Source organism: Massilia sp. W12, assembly GCF_037300705.1.
Lineage (GTDB): Bacteria > Pseudomonadota > Gammaproteobacteria > Burkholderiales > Burkholderiaceae_D > JACPVY01.
Map to the genome: position 1 here is coordinate 854,301 of NZ_CP147776.1, position 18,967 is coordinate 873,267.

The following is an 18,967-nucleotide window of genomic DNA, read 5'->3' on the forward strand; positions in this document are numbered from 1 at the left end:
AGACTTGCGCCGCGACAGCGGCGCGCCCCAGGTCCGGCCGGGCAAGCGTGGCGCACTTGCCCGGCCTCATTTCATTTTCAGGAGCAGCATGTCATGAGCGATACCTCACTACCCAGCATTCGTACCTTCCAGATGGACGCCAGCACGGTTGGCGTGCTGAAAAGCAGCGTGAATCTGTTTCGCGGCGATGTGAATTTGACCCAAAGCCTGTTTTCCATGCCGGGACGCAATGATAACGACGGCTTGCAAATTGATGTCTCGATTCAATACCAAAGCAATATCAATCTGGACGCCATGACCTGGAATCGCGAACGCCCGACCGGCGTGCTGGGCTTGGGCTGGGAATTGCCCTTGTCGCTGATTTCCTATGATGATCAAGGTTCGCCCTTGCCCGGGGCCGGCATATATTCGATCAGCCTGGCCGGCGTCAGCAGCCAATTGGCGCAAGAGCCGGACACCCCGTTTTTATTCGCCATGGATCAGGCGCTCGCGTCTTCTCTGCAAAACGGGGCGCAGATTCCGCCGGCGGTGCGCAGTGAATTCGTGAAACGCGGCTTGCCGCTTTCGCCCAACAGCGTGCTGCAGGGCGGCGCCGGGAGCTGGCTGGTGCAGGATGACGGGCAGGAGCAATTATTTCAATTGAAACAGCAAAACGGCGCCTTGAATGCCTATGACGGCGGGGTCTCGTTTCAATTGGTGAATTACAAATTCTGGAAAGTGCTGTATTACAGCCAATATGAGCGCTGGCTGGTGATCAATGAAACCGGGCAGCGCATGTCGTTTGGCGGCGGCCTGGGCTATACCGCGCAGCAATACCGCAGCAGCGCCGGCAACAGCATCGAATGGGCGGTGCAATGGTGTGACGCCAACGGCGTCGCCTTATGGGATGGCGACAGCGCGCAAAGCGCCGGCCAGCGTCAGGTGGCGCGCGCCTGGCGTTTGCGCCGCACCTTCAGCCGCTTTGGCGAATCGGTTTCCTATGGGTATAACGAATTCGCGCGCGACGCCAATGGTTTGCTCACGCATGGCGCGGAGCAATTGGTGGGGGCCGGCGGCAAGCCCTATACCAAAGCCTGTTATCTGACCAGCGTGACAGACGTATTTGGCCGGCGCGCCAGCTTTATGTATGCCGACAAGCTGTGGAGCAACGCCAGCCCGTCCAGCCCGCGCGAATACAGCGATCCGCACAAAGCCGTGCCCGACACCACGCCGAATGGCTTCCAAGACCGCTACGAAACCCAATATTTGCAAAGCATTCTGGTCAGCCATACCGATGGCGCGACCTTGTTTGGCTTGAATTTTGATTATGATCCCAGCCCCGGCGCCGGCAGCGCCAGCGCCAGCGCGGTGGCGAATGTGGCCGGCGATTCCGGCGACACCGCCAAGCGCTACCTGAGCGGCTTTGCGCTGCATAATCCTGCCGGCTACAGCCTGCCGGGTTTCCGCTATCACTATTATCTGGATAAGCAGCAAAACACCAATCTGGGCGCCCTCAACAGCATCACCTATCCCACCGGCGGCGTGACCAGCTACGCCTACCGCAGCGCTGTACTGGATATCTGCCAGCGCGAATTGCCCAGCCAGGCCCCGGCCCCCTTGCCGCAGCAGTCGATTGCGCGCGTCTGGTTCGGCCCGGACTATGCCGTGCTGACCTGGAATAACACCGGCAGCCAGATGTTGTCGCTGCAGATTTTCACCTGGAACGGGGCGTGGAATATGTGGCAACCGGCCACTGATTCGCCTCTGATTTTGCAAGGCAATGGCGGCACGGACTCCAGTTCTTTGAATGTGCTGACCGGGGCTGATTTTGTCGGCGTGGTGTATGACACCAGTCAAAACACCAATCTGCACCTGTTCCGCAAAGATCCGGCGCGCCGCGCGCAATGGGTGGCGGCGCAAATCGCCGGCGGCGGCTCGGGCGGCTGCAACAGCCCGACCTGGAGCTGGAGTAAGGCGAATGGCAAAGTCTCGACCTATGCCGGGCGGCGCTATGTGCTGGCGACGCAGATGAACAGCTCGCAAAACAAGGGCGCATATGATGTCTTCACCTGGGACTGGCCAAGCCAAAGCTGGAATCACAGCACGCAGGCGACGCCGACTTACGCCTGGTTTGCCGCCAGCAATGATTATTACGTCAGCATCGACACCGCAGCCAAACTCAGCTTGCAGCATTTGCCGCCGACCGGAAGCTGGCAAAGCGGCGGCGTGCAACAACTCGGTTTTTCCGTCAGTAATCTGACCAGCCTGGCGCTGGCGGCGAATCTGTCCACGGTGGCGGTGTCGCACTTTATTTCTGGCGGCGCTTCGATTGCGCAGCAAAGCTATGATGTGTTCCTGCTGCAAATCAAAGGCGATTTCAGTTTCACGCCGGCGGTCAAATTCAGCTTTACCGATAAATTTGATAAATCCTACCCGACCAGCTGGAGTCCCAGCGTGGTCACCAATGGTCTGGTGGCGGTGGCCGGCAATTTGATGCGCTTTGATGGCCATCAATGGCTGGTCAACAGCAATCTCAAACCCAACAGCGGCAGCGTGTATGGCCAGCAGCGCTATGCCTACGGGCCGGACTTCGCCACCCTGATTCTGGTAAACGGCAATACCGTCAGCGGCAAGCTGCTCGGCTATGACGCAAATAACGCCTCCGGCGTGTGGGACACGCAGCCGACGGCGATCAATGGCTTGAGCGTGCCCAGCGTGAATCAGAGCAGCGCGAACTGGGTCGCCGCCGGCAACCCGGATTATCTGAGCATCGGCACGCAACTGTATTTCCGTGGCGTGGCCAGCAACTGGCAAAACGCGATTGGCCAGAGCATCGCCGATATGCAAACCCTGATCAACCAGGCCGCCGGCACAAGCAATCGCTATCAGCTCAATTCCGCCTCGGTGATCAATCAGGGGCCGGGCTTCATCGCCTGCGCCGTGTACGACACGCAAGGCCCGGCGGGCAGCGCCAGCGCCAGTTCCGCACTGCTGTTGCGCAATGGCGCGGTGTATGGCCCGGCCTCCCTGCTGCCGGGGCAGAAAATGTGGACTTCGCAAGAGAATGATCGCGGCGCCTCCGGTTTGTATCCCGGCGGCCCGGCGGCCTTCTACACTTATCCGGACAGCGTGAATAATCTGGATGGCGCCACCCGCGTGTATTTGCACCGCTACGCCGCGTATGCGATTGCCGGCCCGATCAGCGATTGGCCGGTGGCTGCGATCAGCATTGACGACGGCTTGTCGGAAGCGTTCAGCTCCAGCTATGTGCAAGACCAGAGCAATGCCGCCTGCGACGCCAGCGGCGAAGTGGTGAAGTATTACAAGAGCACGGTGTATGCCGGCGGCAGCCCGGAAAATCCGGTGAATGGTTCGGTCGTCAGCACCTATTTGAACGGGGCCGACACCGATTTGGCCGATTACTACGACATGCTGGATGGGCTGCTGCAATCGGTGCAGTGTTATGACCGCAATGGCGTGCAAATCGCTTCCAGCACCAGTTTCTGGCAAGGCTTTGTCAAGCGCGCCGCCGATCCCAATAATGGCGCGCTGACGCCGCAGCAATTGTATGGCGCGTATGTCTTGAAGCTGCGCCAGGACAATCAAAGCGATGGCGTGCTGAGCAGCCAAATCACTTCCTACACGCCCGGCAATCTGCAGTACACCTACACCGGCCAGCCCGCCAGCGTGTCGCAAACCACCGTCAATGGCGGCGGCCAGACTGAGCAGGATGTGCAAAGCAATGTGTATGCATGCGAAGTCAATCCGGTCAGCCGTGTGTTGAACGATGTCGCCAGCAGCGTGCAACTCAGCGTCAGCAATGCCGGCGTGATCACCTCATCCAGCGTCACCGCCCTGGCTCCCACCGCCACTGTGTGGGGCAGCGATGTGCTGACGCCGGCGGAAGAGGCTGACTTTGGCTGGACTGGCGGCAGCGCCAGCTTCCCCTTCGCCACCTATCAAGCCGGGGCCAATCCGGAAAACTGGCAAGTCACCACCCGCAATCTGCTGCGCGCGCCGAATGGGGCCGTGCTGCAACAGCAAGACGGGGCCGGCACTGTGTGCAGCACGATTTTTGCGCAAACCCTGGGCTTCCCGCTGGCGACGTTCAAAAACGCCACCCTGGCCGAATGCGCCTTCAACAGTTTCCAAAGCTATCAGGACCAAAGCAGCTGGCGCAGCAGCGGCGTGAGCGTGAACACCGAACAAGCCTGGTTTGGCGAACAAAGCTTGAATTTGCCCAAGGGCGCGCAACTCTCCACCAGCGTCACGCCGGGGGCCGGGCGCAGCAGCTATCTGCTCGGGGTGCGCTATCAAACCCCGGCCGGCTTTGACAGCGGCAGCAGCGCGATCAGCGTCAACATCGCCGGCCAGGTGACAAACCTGCCCTGGGCCGACACGCAGGGCGAATGGCAATATATGACAGCCGTGTTCGGCGTGCCGGCGGGGGCCGCCAGCGCCACGCTGAGTATGCAAAACAGCGGTAACGCCACGGTCTTGCTGGACAGCGTATTGTTTGTCCCCTTTGGCACGGATGTCACCGCGCAAAGCTGGTATCACGACACCCGCCTGCTGCGCGCCAGCATGAGCGCCGGCGGCAATACCAACTTCACCCTGTACGACAATTTCAACCGCCCCTTGGGTGCGGTCGGGGCCGACAACCGCCTGCAGGAATTGGATGTGCGCTTCTTGTCGCGCCAGGGTAATCCGCAAAGCGTGTTTGACGACGCCAGCCCGAATGCAGAATTGACCCTGCACTTTGCCGAAGGCGGCAGCGCCGAAACCTTCCGTGACGGCGGGGCCTGGGCGCAACGCTGGCAACCCGGCCAGCCGGCATTGTGGAGCACGCAAAACGGCATACTGCATAAAAACAGCAGCACGCCGGACAGCCTGAGCTGGCGTGGCGAAACCGATAGCGTGGCGGCGTACTTGATTGAATTCACGCCGCAGGGCGCACTCTCCGGCGCTGTCTCGATCAGCTTTGGCGGGAATCAGGAAATCTCCTGGACGCCCGGCCAGGGCTGGGCCTGGCGCGCCGCCGGACAAAGCGTGCAAAACCCCTTGGCGCAAGCGCCGGCAATGGCGCAACAATGGCTGCTGGTGCTGGGCAATGCGCAAGCGCTGTTCTTTGCCGATGGCCAATTGCTGTTCAGCCACGCCAGCAGCGCCACGCCGGCGCAAGGCTTTGCCTTTAACAGCGGGCCGAATGCGCTGCAAATCCAAAATCTGATTCAAGGCGATATGCCAAGATTGGGCTTGTCCTACACCGACGGCGCAGGTCGGCAACGTCAGGTGCAGCAACAATGGGGACAAGACAGCCGCGTCATGGCGATTATTTACGACGCACTGGACCGGCAGATCGCCGCCACCCGTTGCGCACCGGGCGATTTTGGCAGCGGCGCCGCCGCCCCGGCCTTGCAATACCGCCCCGGTTTTGTCGATGTCGGCGCGTTCCTGGCCGCGCAAGCGAACACCTGGGCGATGCGAGGCGATGTGGCCGATTATTACGCCGGCCAGCGCGATGGCCCGATTGTGCGCCCGAATGACCAGGGCTATCCCTACAGCGGCTTGCGCTATGAGGCTTCGGCGCAAAACCGGATTGTGGAAAGCGGCAAACCCGGCTTGCAGCTGTCGATTCACGATGTCAACAGCACCACCCCGGCGCAGCGCCAAACCACCCGCACCAACTATGGCATGAGCACTTCCGCCGACCCGCTGCCGGCTGGCCAATACTATGCCACCAACACCACCACCCCGAGCGGCTACCAGGCGCGGCAATTGGTGGATAAAGACCAGCGCGCGGTGGCGAATATGCAATTTGACCAGGCCGGGCAAAATGTCGGTCAGAGCATCGCCGCGCCCAGCTACAGCGCACAGAGCGGCAGCGCCGGCACGCTTGGCACAATGCATTTGCCCAACGCCTACGGCAACGGGCCGCAACAAAACCCGGCGGCGTTTGTCCGCACCACCTTGCAAAACCCATTGGGACAGGCCAGCCACTACAGCGACCCCGACACCGGGGCTACGCAATATCTGTTCAATGGCAAAGGGCAGCAACGTTTTGTGCAAGTGCCGCTGCAAGCCGGCGAACAATACTTCCTCTACTCCAGCTATGACGCTCTGGGACGTATCGTGGAAGAGGGGATTGTGCAAGCCGCCTGGAATGCCGCTGCGCTGCAAGAGCAGGCCGACAATCCGGACTACCCGACAGCCGCAGATGGCGCCGTGATCTCGCGCCGCTATGCCTACAATGGCGATGGCAGCCAGCCCAATAATCTCGACCGCCTGATCCGCTGCACCACCTATAACCAGGCCCCGGCCAGCGCAGGCGCCAGCGGCCCCATCACGGTCGAAGAGAGTTGGCAATATGACGTGCTGGGACGTGTCACCCAGGCCAGCATGACGGTGAGCGGCAGCGCCAGCCTGCAAGCCACGGCGCGCTACTACTACAACAATCTGAACGAAATTGTGCGGATTGATTTGCCCGAAGGCAGCCCGCTGCCCAGCATCACCTACAGCTATAACGATCAGGGGCAAATCACCGGCATCGGCATTCCCGGTCAGGCGCAAGCCATCGCCAGCTATGTCTGGAACGCCGACGGCCAATTGCAAAGCGCCACACGCGGCGCGCTGGCCGAAGTGTGGAATTACGATTCGCCCGGCAATATCCTGCAACACAGCGTCAGCGTGCAAGGCAATCTGCTGCTTGCGCATGACTTCAGCTACAACCCGGACAGCCAGATCCAGTCGCGCCAAACCACGGTCGGCTTTAACGGCGCCGCCAAAGATTGCACCGTGCAATATCAATATGACGGGCAGCAACGCTTTAGCCGCGCCACCGCTTCGGACAGCCAGCCGGGCAACCAGAGTGTCAGCCAATACGATGCAAACGGCAATATTTACAGCGCCAGCCAGGACGGGCAAAGCTTAAGCGCGCAAATGAAGCCGGGCACTGACCAACTGGCCAGCGCCACCTTGCCGGATGGCAGCCAGGCCAGTTTCAGCTATCGCGCCGATGGCCGCCCCAGCGCATGGCGCGGACTGCAAATGGAATACGATGCCGGGCTTGGCATTGTCTCTTGCGTGGTGAACGGGGCCAGCCAGGTGCGTTATGCGCGCGGCATGAATAATCAGCGCATCGTGCGGCAACAGGGCAGCAGCCAGGAATTGCGCTTTGTCGGCGCCGGCAATACTCCGCTGATGATCTGGCGCGATGGCCGCGCCCAGCTTTGCATCTGGGGGCCGACCGGTCTGGCTGCGGTGCACGATGGCGCCTTGCGCTATCCGATTGCCGACCATCAACAAACCGTCTGGGCGGTGGCTGACAGCGCCGGGCAAGTGGTGGCCAGCTTCAACTATCTGCCGTTTGGCGGTTTGCTGGCGCAAGACGGGCCGGAAGCGCAAAGCTGGCAGTTCAAATATGCCGGCAAGAGCTGGGATCCGGCCTTGGGCTTGTATGACTTCGGGGCCAGACTGTATGACCCGGCCTTGCTGCGCTTCACCGCGCCCGATCCGGTGCGCCAATTCGCCAGCCCCTATGTGTTCGCCAGCAATAATCCGATGAATATGGTCGATCCGAGCGGCAATATCTCGGTATGGGCGCAGGTTGGCATCGGCATCGCGATGGTGGCGGTGGCGATTGCCGGGATCGCGCTTGGCATCGCCACCGGCGGCGCGGCGGCGCCAGTGGCCGGCGCGGCGGAAGCCGCCTTGGTCGGGGCCGAAGTGGGCGGCGAAGCAGCCGTGGTCGGCGCGGCGGTGGCAGGCGAGGGCGCTGCTGCTGGCGCCGCCGGCGCGGCTGGTGCGGCGGAATTGGCGGTGGACGGCGTGGCGGCAGGGGCGGGTGAAGTCGCCGCCGGCGCTGCCGCCGCCGGTGAAGCGGCGGCGCCGCTGACCACTGCGCAAGTGGTCGGGCAAAACCTGGCCTCAATCGGCTGGAGCGCACTGAGCAGCGCAATCACCGGGGCTGGCACCGGCGGCTTGAGTTACGACATCCAGCACGGTCGCGACTTCACCGCCAAAGGCTTCTTTACCGCGATGGGGGTGGGCGCGCTGAGCGGCGCAGTCTCGGGCGGCGTTGGCGGCCTGGCCTCAATGCCGGCCACAGTCGGCTTGACGCAGGGCATGAGCATTACCGCCACAGTCGCCTTCCGCGCTCTGACCCAAGCCACCGCCAGCATGATAGGGTCGGATCTGGCGACCCTCTTGAGCGACGCCATCACCGGGCAAAAAGTCACCGCCGGGCAACTCTTGCTGAGTTCGGCGCAAGGCTTCGGGATGGGCGCATTGAGCGGCGCCAAGAGTGGTTTGGGACAGATCAAACCCGAAAGCGTGGCGGTCAGCGCATCCGACCGCGCCCTGGTGCGGGTCTCGACCTCGCTCGACAGCGCGATTGAAAGCGCAAAGAGCGCAGCCACCTCGCAGGCGGCGATTGCAGCCTACATCGCCGGCGGCTTTTTCCTGGTCAGCGGCTACACCGTGTGGGGCGTGTATGAAGGCAGTAAATCTTCATCTTGATGGCGGTGCGCACTGAAACCGCGTAAGCCGGCAACCCGGCGCGGCCTGGCTTGCGGGCCAGGCTGCGCCGCACAGAAAACAAGGAGCACAGCATGTCAGAACGCAGCATGACGATACATATCGCAAACTGGGTGGAGGGCGTCAACCTGGAGTTTGTCAGCGCCGACGCGAGCCAAGGCCCGCCTATGCAAGCCAGTCCGCCGCAAGCCGCATATGGCGCTTCGCTTACCGCCAGCGCCACCAATAAAAATGGCGGCTGTGTTGGCGCGTTTCGCATGGCCGACGCCGGCTTGAGCTATGCGATTTCTTATAATCATCCATCTGGCAGCGGCAGCACCACGGTCTCGGTGGACTGCATGGCCGGCTACATCAGCGGCGCCAACGCCCCCACTTTTCCCGGACATGACTCGGTGGCGTATTTGAATTTATACCGCGCCATCAACGCCAATAATATGGCCTGGGTCGTGCCGCTCGGTCTGTTGCAAAATCCGCCGCGCAATAATTGCCAGGATTTTGTCAACAGCCTGTTTGGCGAGAATACGCGCAGCGTGAATGTAGTCAAAACCGCATACAACAATCCGTCCCCGAATGGCTATGTGTTGCCGGCGGATTTCACCGGCGGACAGATGGCCGGCTTTGTCGCCAGCTGGGTGCAGCAATGGGTGAATCAGGGCAATCCGGCCAATCCGGCAGTCACCAGCGCGGACGCCAAATTACTCAGCGTATTGGCGAATTACATCAATAGCGCCGCCAGCAATGGCCCGCTGACCTTGTGGATACCGCAAATCAGCTATGTGGCCGGAACCAGTCCCTCAGTGTTTATGCTGAACGGCTATCAGTCCTATCAATTCAAAAACGGGGCGAACTGGGACAGCGATACCGTGAATATATTCCTCAGTCTGTTAGCGGCGGGGGCGCACATGGTGGCGATCAGCGCCAACGCCGATTTACCGCCGGGCGTTGGGGTGCAATCGTTTGATGTGTTCTTCAACAACAGCGGCCTGAGCAGCCGCCATGATCCGGGCAACTCGCATTACGCCGGCATCACCAACACCACCGGGACTTATTATTTGAGCATCCAAGACGACTTCGCGCCGCCCGATTGCTCACTGATCCTGGCTTTCTTAAACGCCCGCACCGTCAACGACAGCAGCCTGAAAGCCGGCCAGTACAACACCTTTATCCAGCTGGAAGGCTGGCAAGCCGGAACCAGCCGCCACAACGCCGATTACGACAACTACAAACAAACCCTGTGGAACGTCTCGACTTTCGGCGCGATTCCATATAGCGAAAAACGCGCCACCACAGTATTTTTAGCGCCGCAAGGCTGGGTTCCGCAGGTGTATCAAATCACCTGCATGATGCCCTACGTCGGGGCCTACGCCAGCAAGAACGGCAAGCCGCAAGGCTGGCTGAACACCAGCCTGGTGCAAATCCCGCCAGACGCGCCGCCGCTGCCGCAGCGGTATATTGAGAGTTGAGGAGGAGAGCAGAACAGTGTAGCGCCGGCGGCGCGCGCGGATGCGGCAAGCGCGCCGGCGTTTTTTGCCGGCTGTTCGGCCTGAGACGGTTCTTGGGCAAGCTGGCAGATGAAAACAGGGGGCTGCCAAGCGCTGCGCGAACGGTATCGCGGATCTCTGCAACCAGAGCGCCAGCGCTATTTTCGCAGGCAGATCGCCCTGAGATGGTCGTCGGGTTTGGCGGGATCAGGAAAAATGCTTCGACAGGCTCAGTATGAACGGTAAAACGCATGCTGGCCTGCTTGTGCGCCAGACGCCGTTTTGTTTCACCCCCTCCTGACATAAACCCTTGATTTCGTTATAATTTCGCACCCGTGAAATGATGATGAAAGCCGCGCATGAGCCTTGCCCCCGATCAAATTGAATTATTAGCCCCCGCCCGCACTGCAGAAATCGGCCGGGAAGCGATTTTGCATGGCGCGGATGCGGTGTATATCGGCGGGCCGTCCTTCGGCGCGCGCCATAATGCTTCCAACAGCGTGCAGGAAATCGCCGGACTGGTCGAATTTGCGCACCGCTTTCACGCCAAAATCTTTGTCACCCTCAACACCATTCTGCACGAAGCCGAATTGGCGCCGGCGCAAAAGCTGGTGCGCGAGCTGTACGACGCCGGGGTGGACGCCCTGATCGTGCAGGATATGGCGATGCTGGAATTAGACCTGCCGCCGATTCAGTTGCACGCCAGCACCCAGTGCGATATCCGGGGCGCGGACAAGGCGCGCTTTCTGGCCTCCGCCGGTTTTTCCCAGCTGGTCTTGGCGCGCGAACTGACCTTGCCGCAAATCGCTGCGATCAAATCTGAAGTCAAGGTTCCGCTCGAATACTTTGTGCATGGCGCTTTGTGCGTGGCGTTTTCCGGCCAGTGTTATATCTCGCATGCGCAAACCGGGCGCAGCGCGAACCGGGGCGATTGTTCGCAAGCTTGCCGCCTGCCTTACACCTTGAGCGATGCCGATGGCCGCGTGCTGGCGTATGAAAAGCATCTGCTGTCGATGAAAGACAATGATCAAAGCGCGAATCTGGAAGCGCTGCTCGACGCCGGCGTACAGTCTTTGAAGATCGAAGGCCGCTATAAAGATATGGCCTATGTCAAAAACATCACCGCCCACTACCGCCTGCTGCTGGATGAAATTCTGGAGCGGCGCGGGCAGTGGCGGCGCGCCTCCAGCGGGCGCAGCGAAATCGCCTTCACGCCGAATGTCGATAAGACCTTTCATCGCGGCCACACCGATTACTTCGCCACCGGGCGCAAAATTGATATCGGCGCTTTTGATTCGCCCAAATTCGTCGGCCTGCATCTGGGCTATGCCGGCAAAGTCGGCGCCGACAGTCTGGAAATCGAAACCGATGAAACCCTGGCCAATGGCGATGGCTTGAACTATATGCACAAGCGCGAAGTGGTCGGGCTGGCGTTGAACAAGGTGCAGCAGCTGCGCCCCGGCCTGTGGCAAGTGTGGCCGAATGAGCGCATGAGCGATTTGCCCGGCTTGAAGAGCGGCATCGCTGTCAACCGCAACCGCGACCACCGGTTTGACCAGGCCTTGACCAAAAAATCGGCTGAGCGGCGTATGGGTTTGCGCATGCGCTTGCGCGATCTGCCGCAAGAATCCGCGCTGCTGTTGGAATTGCAAGATGAAGACGGCATTTTGTCGCAAACCCGCATGACGCTCGATTTGCAAGCCGCCGAGCAGGCCGAAAAAGCGCGCAAATCCTTGAGCGACAGCATCGCCAAACTGGGCAATACGCATTACCGCGCCGATGCCGTCGAGCTGGCTTTGTCCGGCGCCTGGTTTGTCCCGGCGGCGCAAGTCAACGCCTTGCGCCGCGCCGCGATTGAAGCGCACGACGCCGCCCGCATGGCCGCCTATGTGCGCCCGCTGCGCGCGTATGAGCAGGAAGTCATGCCTTACCCGGAAACCAGCTTGAGTTATCTGGCGAATGTGTATAACAGCCTGGCGCGCAAATTTTATGAGCGGCACGGGGTGCAAGTGATTGCCGCCGCCTATGAAGCGCATGAGGAGGAAGGCGAAGTTTCACTGATGATCACCAAGCATTGCCTGCGCTTTGCATTCAATCTGTGTCCGAAGCAGGCCAAGGGCGTGATCGGGGTGCAGGGACAGGTAAAAGCCGAGCCGCTGACGCTGGTGAATGGCAATGAAAAACTGACCCTGAAATTTGAATGCAAGCCTTGCGAAATGCATGTGATGGGCAAGATCAAGAAAAACATCCTGCAATCGGCCCCGCCTTCGTCAGTGCCTTACAGCCCGCTCAAGTTTTATAAGAGCCGGCCCAAGGCTTGATATCGCTTTAGTAAGCTGAAAACGGCAAGCGCGCGGGCGATTGCTGTTTTTTTCGCGCAAGCTGTGTTGCTGCACAGTGGCAGGAGATGTCAAACTGTATGTGCTTAGAAAGTCTTGATCTGCTGCTGTTATCAGGAAAAGCGAAGTGATAAAATTATCTTTTTCACATCTTTTAAAAATTCCCCATGAGTAATAAAGCATCGACAGGCGCCCGTCTGTCCAGCATGCACACGCCGTTGCCGCCCGATCGTTTTGGTGAGCCAGCCTTGACTTTGCGCGAAGTCAGCGGGCGCGAGGCGATCAGCAGCTTGTTTGCCTACCGCGTTCTGGCGCACAGTATGCGGGCCGATTTGTGTGCGTCGGATGTGCTGGGCCAGCGCGTGCACCTGCAGTTGCAAGACCAGGATGGCAAACCCTGTGAGCTGGATGCTGTGGTCAAGGCCTTCAGTTGCTGCGGTCAGGAACGCGATGTTTTTTTATATGAACTTGAACTGGCGCCATGGTTGTGGCTGGCGGCGCAGAACGCCGATTGTCGCTGTTTTCAGGAAATGGATACGCGCGAGATCATCAATCAGGTGATGCAAGCCTATCCCTGGCCGCTGCGCTGGCAGCTCAGCCTCCCGCTGCACAAGCGCGAATTTTGCGTGCAATACAATGAAAGCGACTTTGCTTTTATTTCCCGCCTGCTGGAAGACGAAGGCTTATCGTATTACTTCGAGCACGAAGCAGAGCGGCATACCATGGTATGTCACGATTTCCTGGCGCCTTCGCGCAGTATTGCCGGACATGACAGCTTACCCTACCTGAGCAGCGCCAGCCAGCGCGTGCATGCGCGCGAAGCCTTGCGCGCAGCGCGCCAAAGGCTGCGGCTGCGCAGCGGGCGGCATGTCACAGGCGACTTTGATTTCAAAAAACCGCGACAGACGAAATGGAATAAATACGCCCATCCGAAGCAGCATGTGAATGCAGAGAGCGAGGTGTTTCAGTGGCCAGGCCGCTTCCAAGCGATGAGCGATGGCGCACAGCGCGCGCGCCACCGGCAGGAGGAACAGCAAAGCTTGCATCAAGTGATTGTTTTTGAGAGCGATGTGCGGGCTGCCGCGTTTGGCGCCAGCGGCGCGCATTTTGCCTTGAGCGGTCACCCGCAAGCCGAATACAACCGGCGCATGATTGTGTACGCCAGCCAGATGCGTTTTTGTGAAAATCCCGGTCACAGCAAACATGCAAGCGCAGCACCGGAATGGCGCATCAGTCTGCATGCCTTGCCCATGGATTGCCAATTGCGCCCGGCGCGGCGCACCCCATGGCCATGTATTGCCGGGGTGCAGACAGCGATTGTCAGCACCCCGGGCGAGCATGAAATCTGGACGAATCAATATGGCCAGGTGCGGATTAAATTTCACTGGGATCGCTTGGCGCAGGAAGACGGGCGCGATTCCTGCTGGGTACGGGTGTCCTCCAGCTGGGCCGGGCAGGCGTATGGCGAATTGATGTTGCCTCGCAAGGGACAGGAGGTGATCGTTAGCTTTATCGACGGCAATCCGGATCGACCGATTATCACCGGACGGGTGCATAACGGCGCACAGCACAGCGAGCGGTTTGCGAATGCCAGCGCTTTGCCAGGCGATGTTGCGCTGGCCGGGGTCAAGAGCCGGGAGTTGGGAGGCGCGGCCTATAACCAGTGGCTGTTTGATGATACGACGGGTCAAGTGCGGGCGCAGTTTGCAAGCTCACACGGGAAAAGCCAATTAAACCTGGGATGGCTGGCGCAACCGCGCAGCCAGTCCAAAGCCGCGCCGCGCGGTGAGGGCTTTGAATTGCGCAGCGACCACACCGGGGCGGTGCGGGCAGCCCAGGGTTTGCTCTTGAGTACGGAGGCGCAAAGCGCAGAAAACGGGCCGCAATTGGCGCGCACGACTTTGCTGGATGTGACACAGCAAGCTTTGCAGCAGGCGCGCGCGCAAGCGCAAAACGCCGCCATGCATCAAGCAGGCGGCGGCGATTTAGAGCCACAGGAAAGACTCAGCAAAGCGCTGCAAAACTGGCATCACGGCAGCAATTTGCAAGCCAGGGGAGAGGGCGGTCAGACACCGTTGGCCGCCTTGTCAGCGCTCGCCGGCTTTGCCCTGGCGACCCCGGAATCCGGTTTGCTGGCTACCGGAAAACATCTGGATTGCGTCGCGGAGCAGCATTTGCAAAGCACGGCGGGACAGGATATTCACCAGCGCGCAGGCCGCCATCTGACCCTGTTTGCGCAGAGCGGCGATGTGAAATCCATTGCGCATCAGGGCAAACACATCATTCAGGCGCAACACAATGATGTTTTGATCGCCGCCGAAAAATTGGTGCAAATCAGCTCCAGTGCAAGCGCAGTGACAGTGCTGGCGCAGCAACAAATCAAACTGATCTGCGGCGGCAGTTATCTCTTGATCAAGCCGGACGGCATTGAGCTTGGCACAGGCGGCACGATCAGTATGAAGGCGGCGCATATTGATTACCAGGGGGCGGCCAAGATGGAGGCTGAATTGCCGCAATTCGGTCAAGGTGAGACTGAAAAGCGCTTTGTGCTCAAAGCTGGCAATACCGATACGGTATTGGCGAATGCCGAATACATCATGCAGATGGCCGACGGTCAGATTATCAAGGGTGTGACAGATGCATTGGGGCAAACCGAAAAAGCACTCAAGGACAGCATGCAAGTGGCGACGATTCAATTCTTGGGGAAAAAAACATGACAGCATTGCCGCACAGTACAGCACAGGGGCAGGGCGTGAGTATGGCAGGCGGCTTGCCAGGCGTGGTGCGCCAGCCCTTGCCTTTACCCAATCTGGTGATTCTGGTGCACGGCGTGAATGATGTTGGCGAAGCTTATGCGGCGCAGGATCAGGGTTTATGCACTGGCTTGAACCGGCGCTTGAACCGGGGGCATCAGAAGCCGCAAGAAGGCGATTTATGCCCGATCAATTACAATCCGCCACCCAAGCCCGCGCCCTTGCTGCCCAATCCGGATGCGGTGTATTTCCGCCCCGATGCCGCACAAAGCCACAGCCCGGTGATCCCATTTTATTGGGGCATGCGCGAAGAAGAAGAGCACATTATCAAAGATGCGTACCACGACCAGTGGACTGACCGGCATGGCACAAGAATTGATAAAAACGGGGCCAAGGGCGGAGGCCCGTTTGCGAATGCGACCAATAATTTGAATGCATTCTGGGGCCATGGTTTTACCGGCAAAGTGGCGAATATGGAATGGCTGGGAAAAGTGGGCAGCGCGCCGACGCATGATTTGCGGAAAGCGGAACCGCGTTATTACATGTTGTTGGCGGCGAAGCGCCTGGCGCTGTTAATCAAGCTGATCCGCAAACATCCGGCTTACCAGGCATGCGCCATCAATCTGCTGTGCCACAGCCAGGGTGGCATGATCAGCTTGTTAGCGCATGCCTTGTTAAAAGATGAAGGCGAAGGGCTGGCCGCTGATACGGTGATTTTGCAAAACCCGCCTTATTCGCTGCGCGAACCGGGGTTGGAAGCGGCGGATGGCGTCTTGCACCGGCGTCAGCAAACCACGCTGTCGCGTATCAAAACCTTGAGCGCGATTGTGAATTACATCGGAGCTTGCCGCAAAACTGCGCCAGCGCTGGCGGAAGTGGGACAGCGTTGCCAACAGGAAAACGGCGCATACGGCCCGCATTGGCAGGCCGGGGCCGGGGCTAAATACTGGCTGGATCAGGAATACACCTTTCAAGAGCGGGACAATCGGGGCAAGGTGTATTTATATTTCACCCCGGCAGACGGCACCGTTTCTTTGCGCAATGTGCAAGGGATTGGTTGGGATGGCGTGCCGGATCTGTGCGACAAAACCCCGGATGCGCAAGGGCGAGTGCTGCGCCATCCTGCCTTGAGTGAATTAGACAGCGCCACCTTTCGCCAGCGTTTGTTTATCAATCAAGTGGATCAGGATAAGCCGTATCAAGTCGGGCGCGCGCCGGAAACCGTGCGGCTGCGCAGCTATTTGGGCGGGGTGGCCAGCGCCGGGGTGGACAGTGGCGCGCAGCGGCAGATCAATGGCGAAGCATTAAGCCCGCCCTTTGAATGCTATTTGCAATATGGCGAAGTGGCAGAGGGAAAATTGATGAATGGTCCGATTGATGGCGCAATCGCGATTGCCGCCAAAGGCGGGATGCGCACTGCACAATGCTATTTGGACGACAAACGGGGGCCGGGGCGTTTTCGGCGTTTGCCATTGAGCAAACAAGAATTGCAGGAATTGGAACAAGATCTGCCGGGTCAACGCAGCAGCAGCCTGCCTGAGCAACGCTTGCGCATCACCCATGTGCAACATGGCTTCGGCAGTGAGCATCAAGGCCAGTTACATGTCACTTACACCAGCGAGACCCCGGATGAAGCCAGGCAGCGCTGGCAAAATCAGACAGAAGATAACAGCCACCACTCCTCCATCCCGGCCAACCCGCTGCATGCGGAAAGGGTGACGGCGTATGATGTGTCGCTGGGAAAAGAATTGCCGTTGGCGAAACAGGATAGGGAGTTTTTGGTGTTTTTGCGGGCGGTGGCGGATTGGCGGGTGGATTGGAGCTTAGTTTCTGAAAAAGATTCAAAAACCATGCAGATATTGAAACAGCAACTGGCAAGGTTGACGGCGCCTGGCGCGCAAGCCTTGATTGATGCGGCTGGATTGTATTTTCGGACTGGCAAAGTGCCCGCCGACATTGCGCAAGATGGTAAGTTTCTGATGCCCAAACCCTCAGCGATTTGGAGTCAAACCCTGGAAGACCGCGACCGCGGAATGGAGAAGAGTGCAGAATGAAAACCGTCTTCTTGATGTGTGCTTTATTGCTTGGGCCTGTGTGTTCCGCTCAAACGCTGCTGTATAACCAACACTCGAAAATTTTTAGCAAGGAACAAAGCATGGGAACAAGCCAGACGCAAGCATTATCCAAGCTTGAAATACTGGGCGTGGGCATGTCCGTCGGCAATCTGCGCCAGAGCATGGTGTGGCGCAGTATGTTGGCGCAAGGCGATCAGTTTGTGTTTGCTGACATCATCGGGAAAATGCAGAATGATGTGGATAACGATCCTGTCTCGGAAAAAAGAGCGGCAGATGCTTTGGAGTGGGGAGTGAATCCCTTTATTGAAAAATGGCACATACCTTCGCTCAGTATTTGGCCTGATATCAAAAAAGAAAACAAGCCCTCAAACTACTTCCCGGAGCACGGATCATATGGGTTTTTTTATGATTTCATAAATAGACACAGACCGCCGGCAGGCATGCACCACCACAAAATCGCCAGCTTAGGCGCTTATTTCAAAGACAATCCCGAAGAAGTTTTGGAACATGCTTTCCGTTTCATGGAGCAACATCCGCAACTGCCTGCCATGCTGCTGTATGCAATGGATGGTGAACCGACGCGCAGTTTAACCGCAGACATGTCCCGTGAAAAATTCTGGGAACGCGGCCCCCGCCTGCGCGGTATGCTCACCGAAACCTATATTGCCCTGTTATTGGCGCGCCGCGAGCGGATCGACGCCATGCGTCCGCAAGCGGGCAAGCCCGCCGCGTTTGCGCCCTCGACCTATCTGCCCAAGCCTTGGACGGCAGAGCAGATTGCACAAGTCGATTCTCTGCCCACCATCGCCTGGCTGCACCGTCCACAGCGCATCAGCTATCAGAAAGATAAGAATGGTCAGGCCGTGTTTGACGCCGCCCAGGCCAGCCAGCGCATGAGTCAGCGTGAACAACATGCAGCGATGCAACAAGCGCTGGCGCAGCTGCTGAAACAGGGACAGCCGGCGCGTCTGTTGTATGACACGGGCGAAGATAATGCGCGCATTGTTCCCTTGAGCATGAGCATGCAACAACTGATGCCGGATTTTGATGTATTTGACGCGCAGCGCGGTTTTTCCATCAGCCGCCGTTTGGGCGACACCGGCGCCGCCAGTCCTTTTGTGCAATGGGCGCTGGCGGCGGTGTGGGCGTGGCGCAAGCAGGAAGCCAGTATCAGCGCGCATCTGCGGCAAAAAGATGAGGCCAGCCTGGTCTTCATCAGCCCATCCGGCGACAAGCGCAAGCATCGCCTGGGTGACCCTATCGATTTTGATCTGGCGCCCTTGGATGGTAGCTTCGCCAAACCGGTGCAACACATTCCCCCCCTTGAGGCTGAACCCAAGCCTGCCGGCGCGAAGCTGCCGCCACTGACAAGCCTTGATCCTGAGGCCACGATTCCGCCCGGTGTGCTGAGCGCGCTGCCGCCAGATTGGGACCCCGACGCCACCTTGCCGCCGGGTTTTTTGGCGAGGCCATAATGGCGCAGCCTATCCGCTTGGGCGACACCACCTCACATGGCGGCAAAGTGGTTTCCGCCTCCAGTCATAGCGATTTCCATGGCCGACCCTTAGCCCTGCTGGGCGACGCCTGCACCTGTCCGCTGCATGGGCCGGGCGTCATCGTCAGCGGCAGCGCGCATTGGTCGGCGCAGGGCAAACCGGTGGCCTTGCATGGCCATCAAACCAGCTGCGGCGCCCGCCTCTTGGCCAGCTTGGCGCAAATGGAGGATTGCGGTTGAAGGGCGCCATGCTTGTCTCGCAGTCTGACTGAAAAACAGCCCGCTTGCCATGGCAGGTGCCGAAAAAGGG

At 59.4% G+C, this 18,967-nt stretch carries 7 protein-coding genes; all 7 read left to right on the forward strand.

Annotation, left to right across the window (positions count from 1 at the left end):
- Positions 1-93 precede the first annotated feature (93 nt).
- Positions 94-8,496: an RHS repeat-associated core domain-containing protein gene (locus tag V8J88_RS03460; protein ID WP_338847797.1), complete on the forward strand. Its 8,403-nt coding sequence runs from the start codon at positions 94-96 to the stop codon at positions 8,494-8,496.
- A 92-nt stretch (positions 8,497-8,588) separates the two neighbouring features.
- Positions 8,589-9,977, forward strand: coding sequence for a hypothetical protein (locus V8J88_RS03465; RefSeq protein WP_338847799.1), 1,389 nt, complete (start codon positions 8,589-8,591; stop codon positions 9,975-9,977).
- 377 nt (positions 9,978-10,354) lie between these two features.
- Complete coding sequence (locus V8J88_RS03470) at positions 10,355-12,316, forward strand: U32 family peptidase (protein WP_338847800.1); 1,962 nt, start codon at positions 10,355-10,357, stop codon at positions 12,314-12,316.
- A gap of 185 nt (positions 12,317-12,501) precedes the next feature.
- A complete protein-coding gene (gene tssI / locus V8J88_RS03475) occupies positions 12,502-15,051 on the forward strand; it encodes a type VI secretion system tip protein TssI/VgrG (protein ID WP_338847801.1) in 2,550 nt (849 codons plus the stop codon).
- Positions 15,048-17,141 carry a DUF3274 domain-containing protein gene (locus V8J88_RS03480; protein ID WP_338847803.1) on the forward strand — a complete coding sequence of 698 codons (2,094 nt, stop codon included), beginning with the start codon at positions 15,048-15,050 and terminating at the stop codon, positions 17,139-17,141. The genes tssI and V8J88_RS03480 overlap by 4 nt, the downstream gene beginning before the upstream one ends.
- Before the next feature lie 101 nt (positions 17,142-17,242).
- Complete coding sequence (locus tag V8J88_RS03485; RefSeq protein WP_338847805.1) at positions 17,243-18,637, forward strand: DUF2875 family protein; 1,395 nt, start codon at positions 17,243-17,245, stop codon at positions 18,635-18,637.
- On the forward strand, positions 18,637-18,897 hold the full coding sequence (locus V8J88_RS03490; protein WP_338847806.1) for a PAAR domain-containing protein: 261 nt from the start codon (positions 18,637-18,639) through the stop codon (positions 18,895-18,897). Before V8J88_RS03485 ends, V8J88_RS03490 begins: the two co-directional genes overlap by 1 nt.
- The last annotated feature ends 70 nt before the right edge of the window (positions 18,898-18,967 follow it).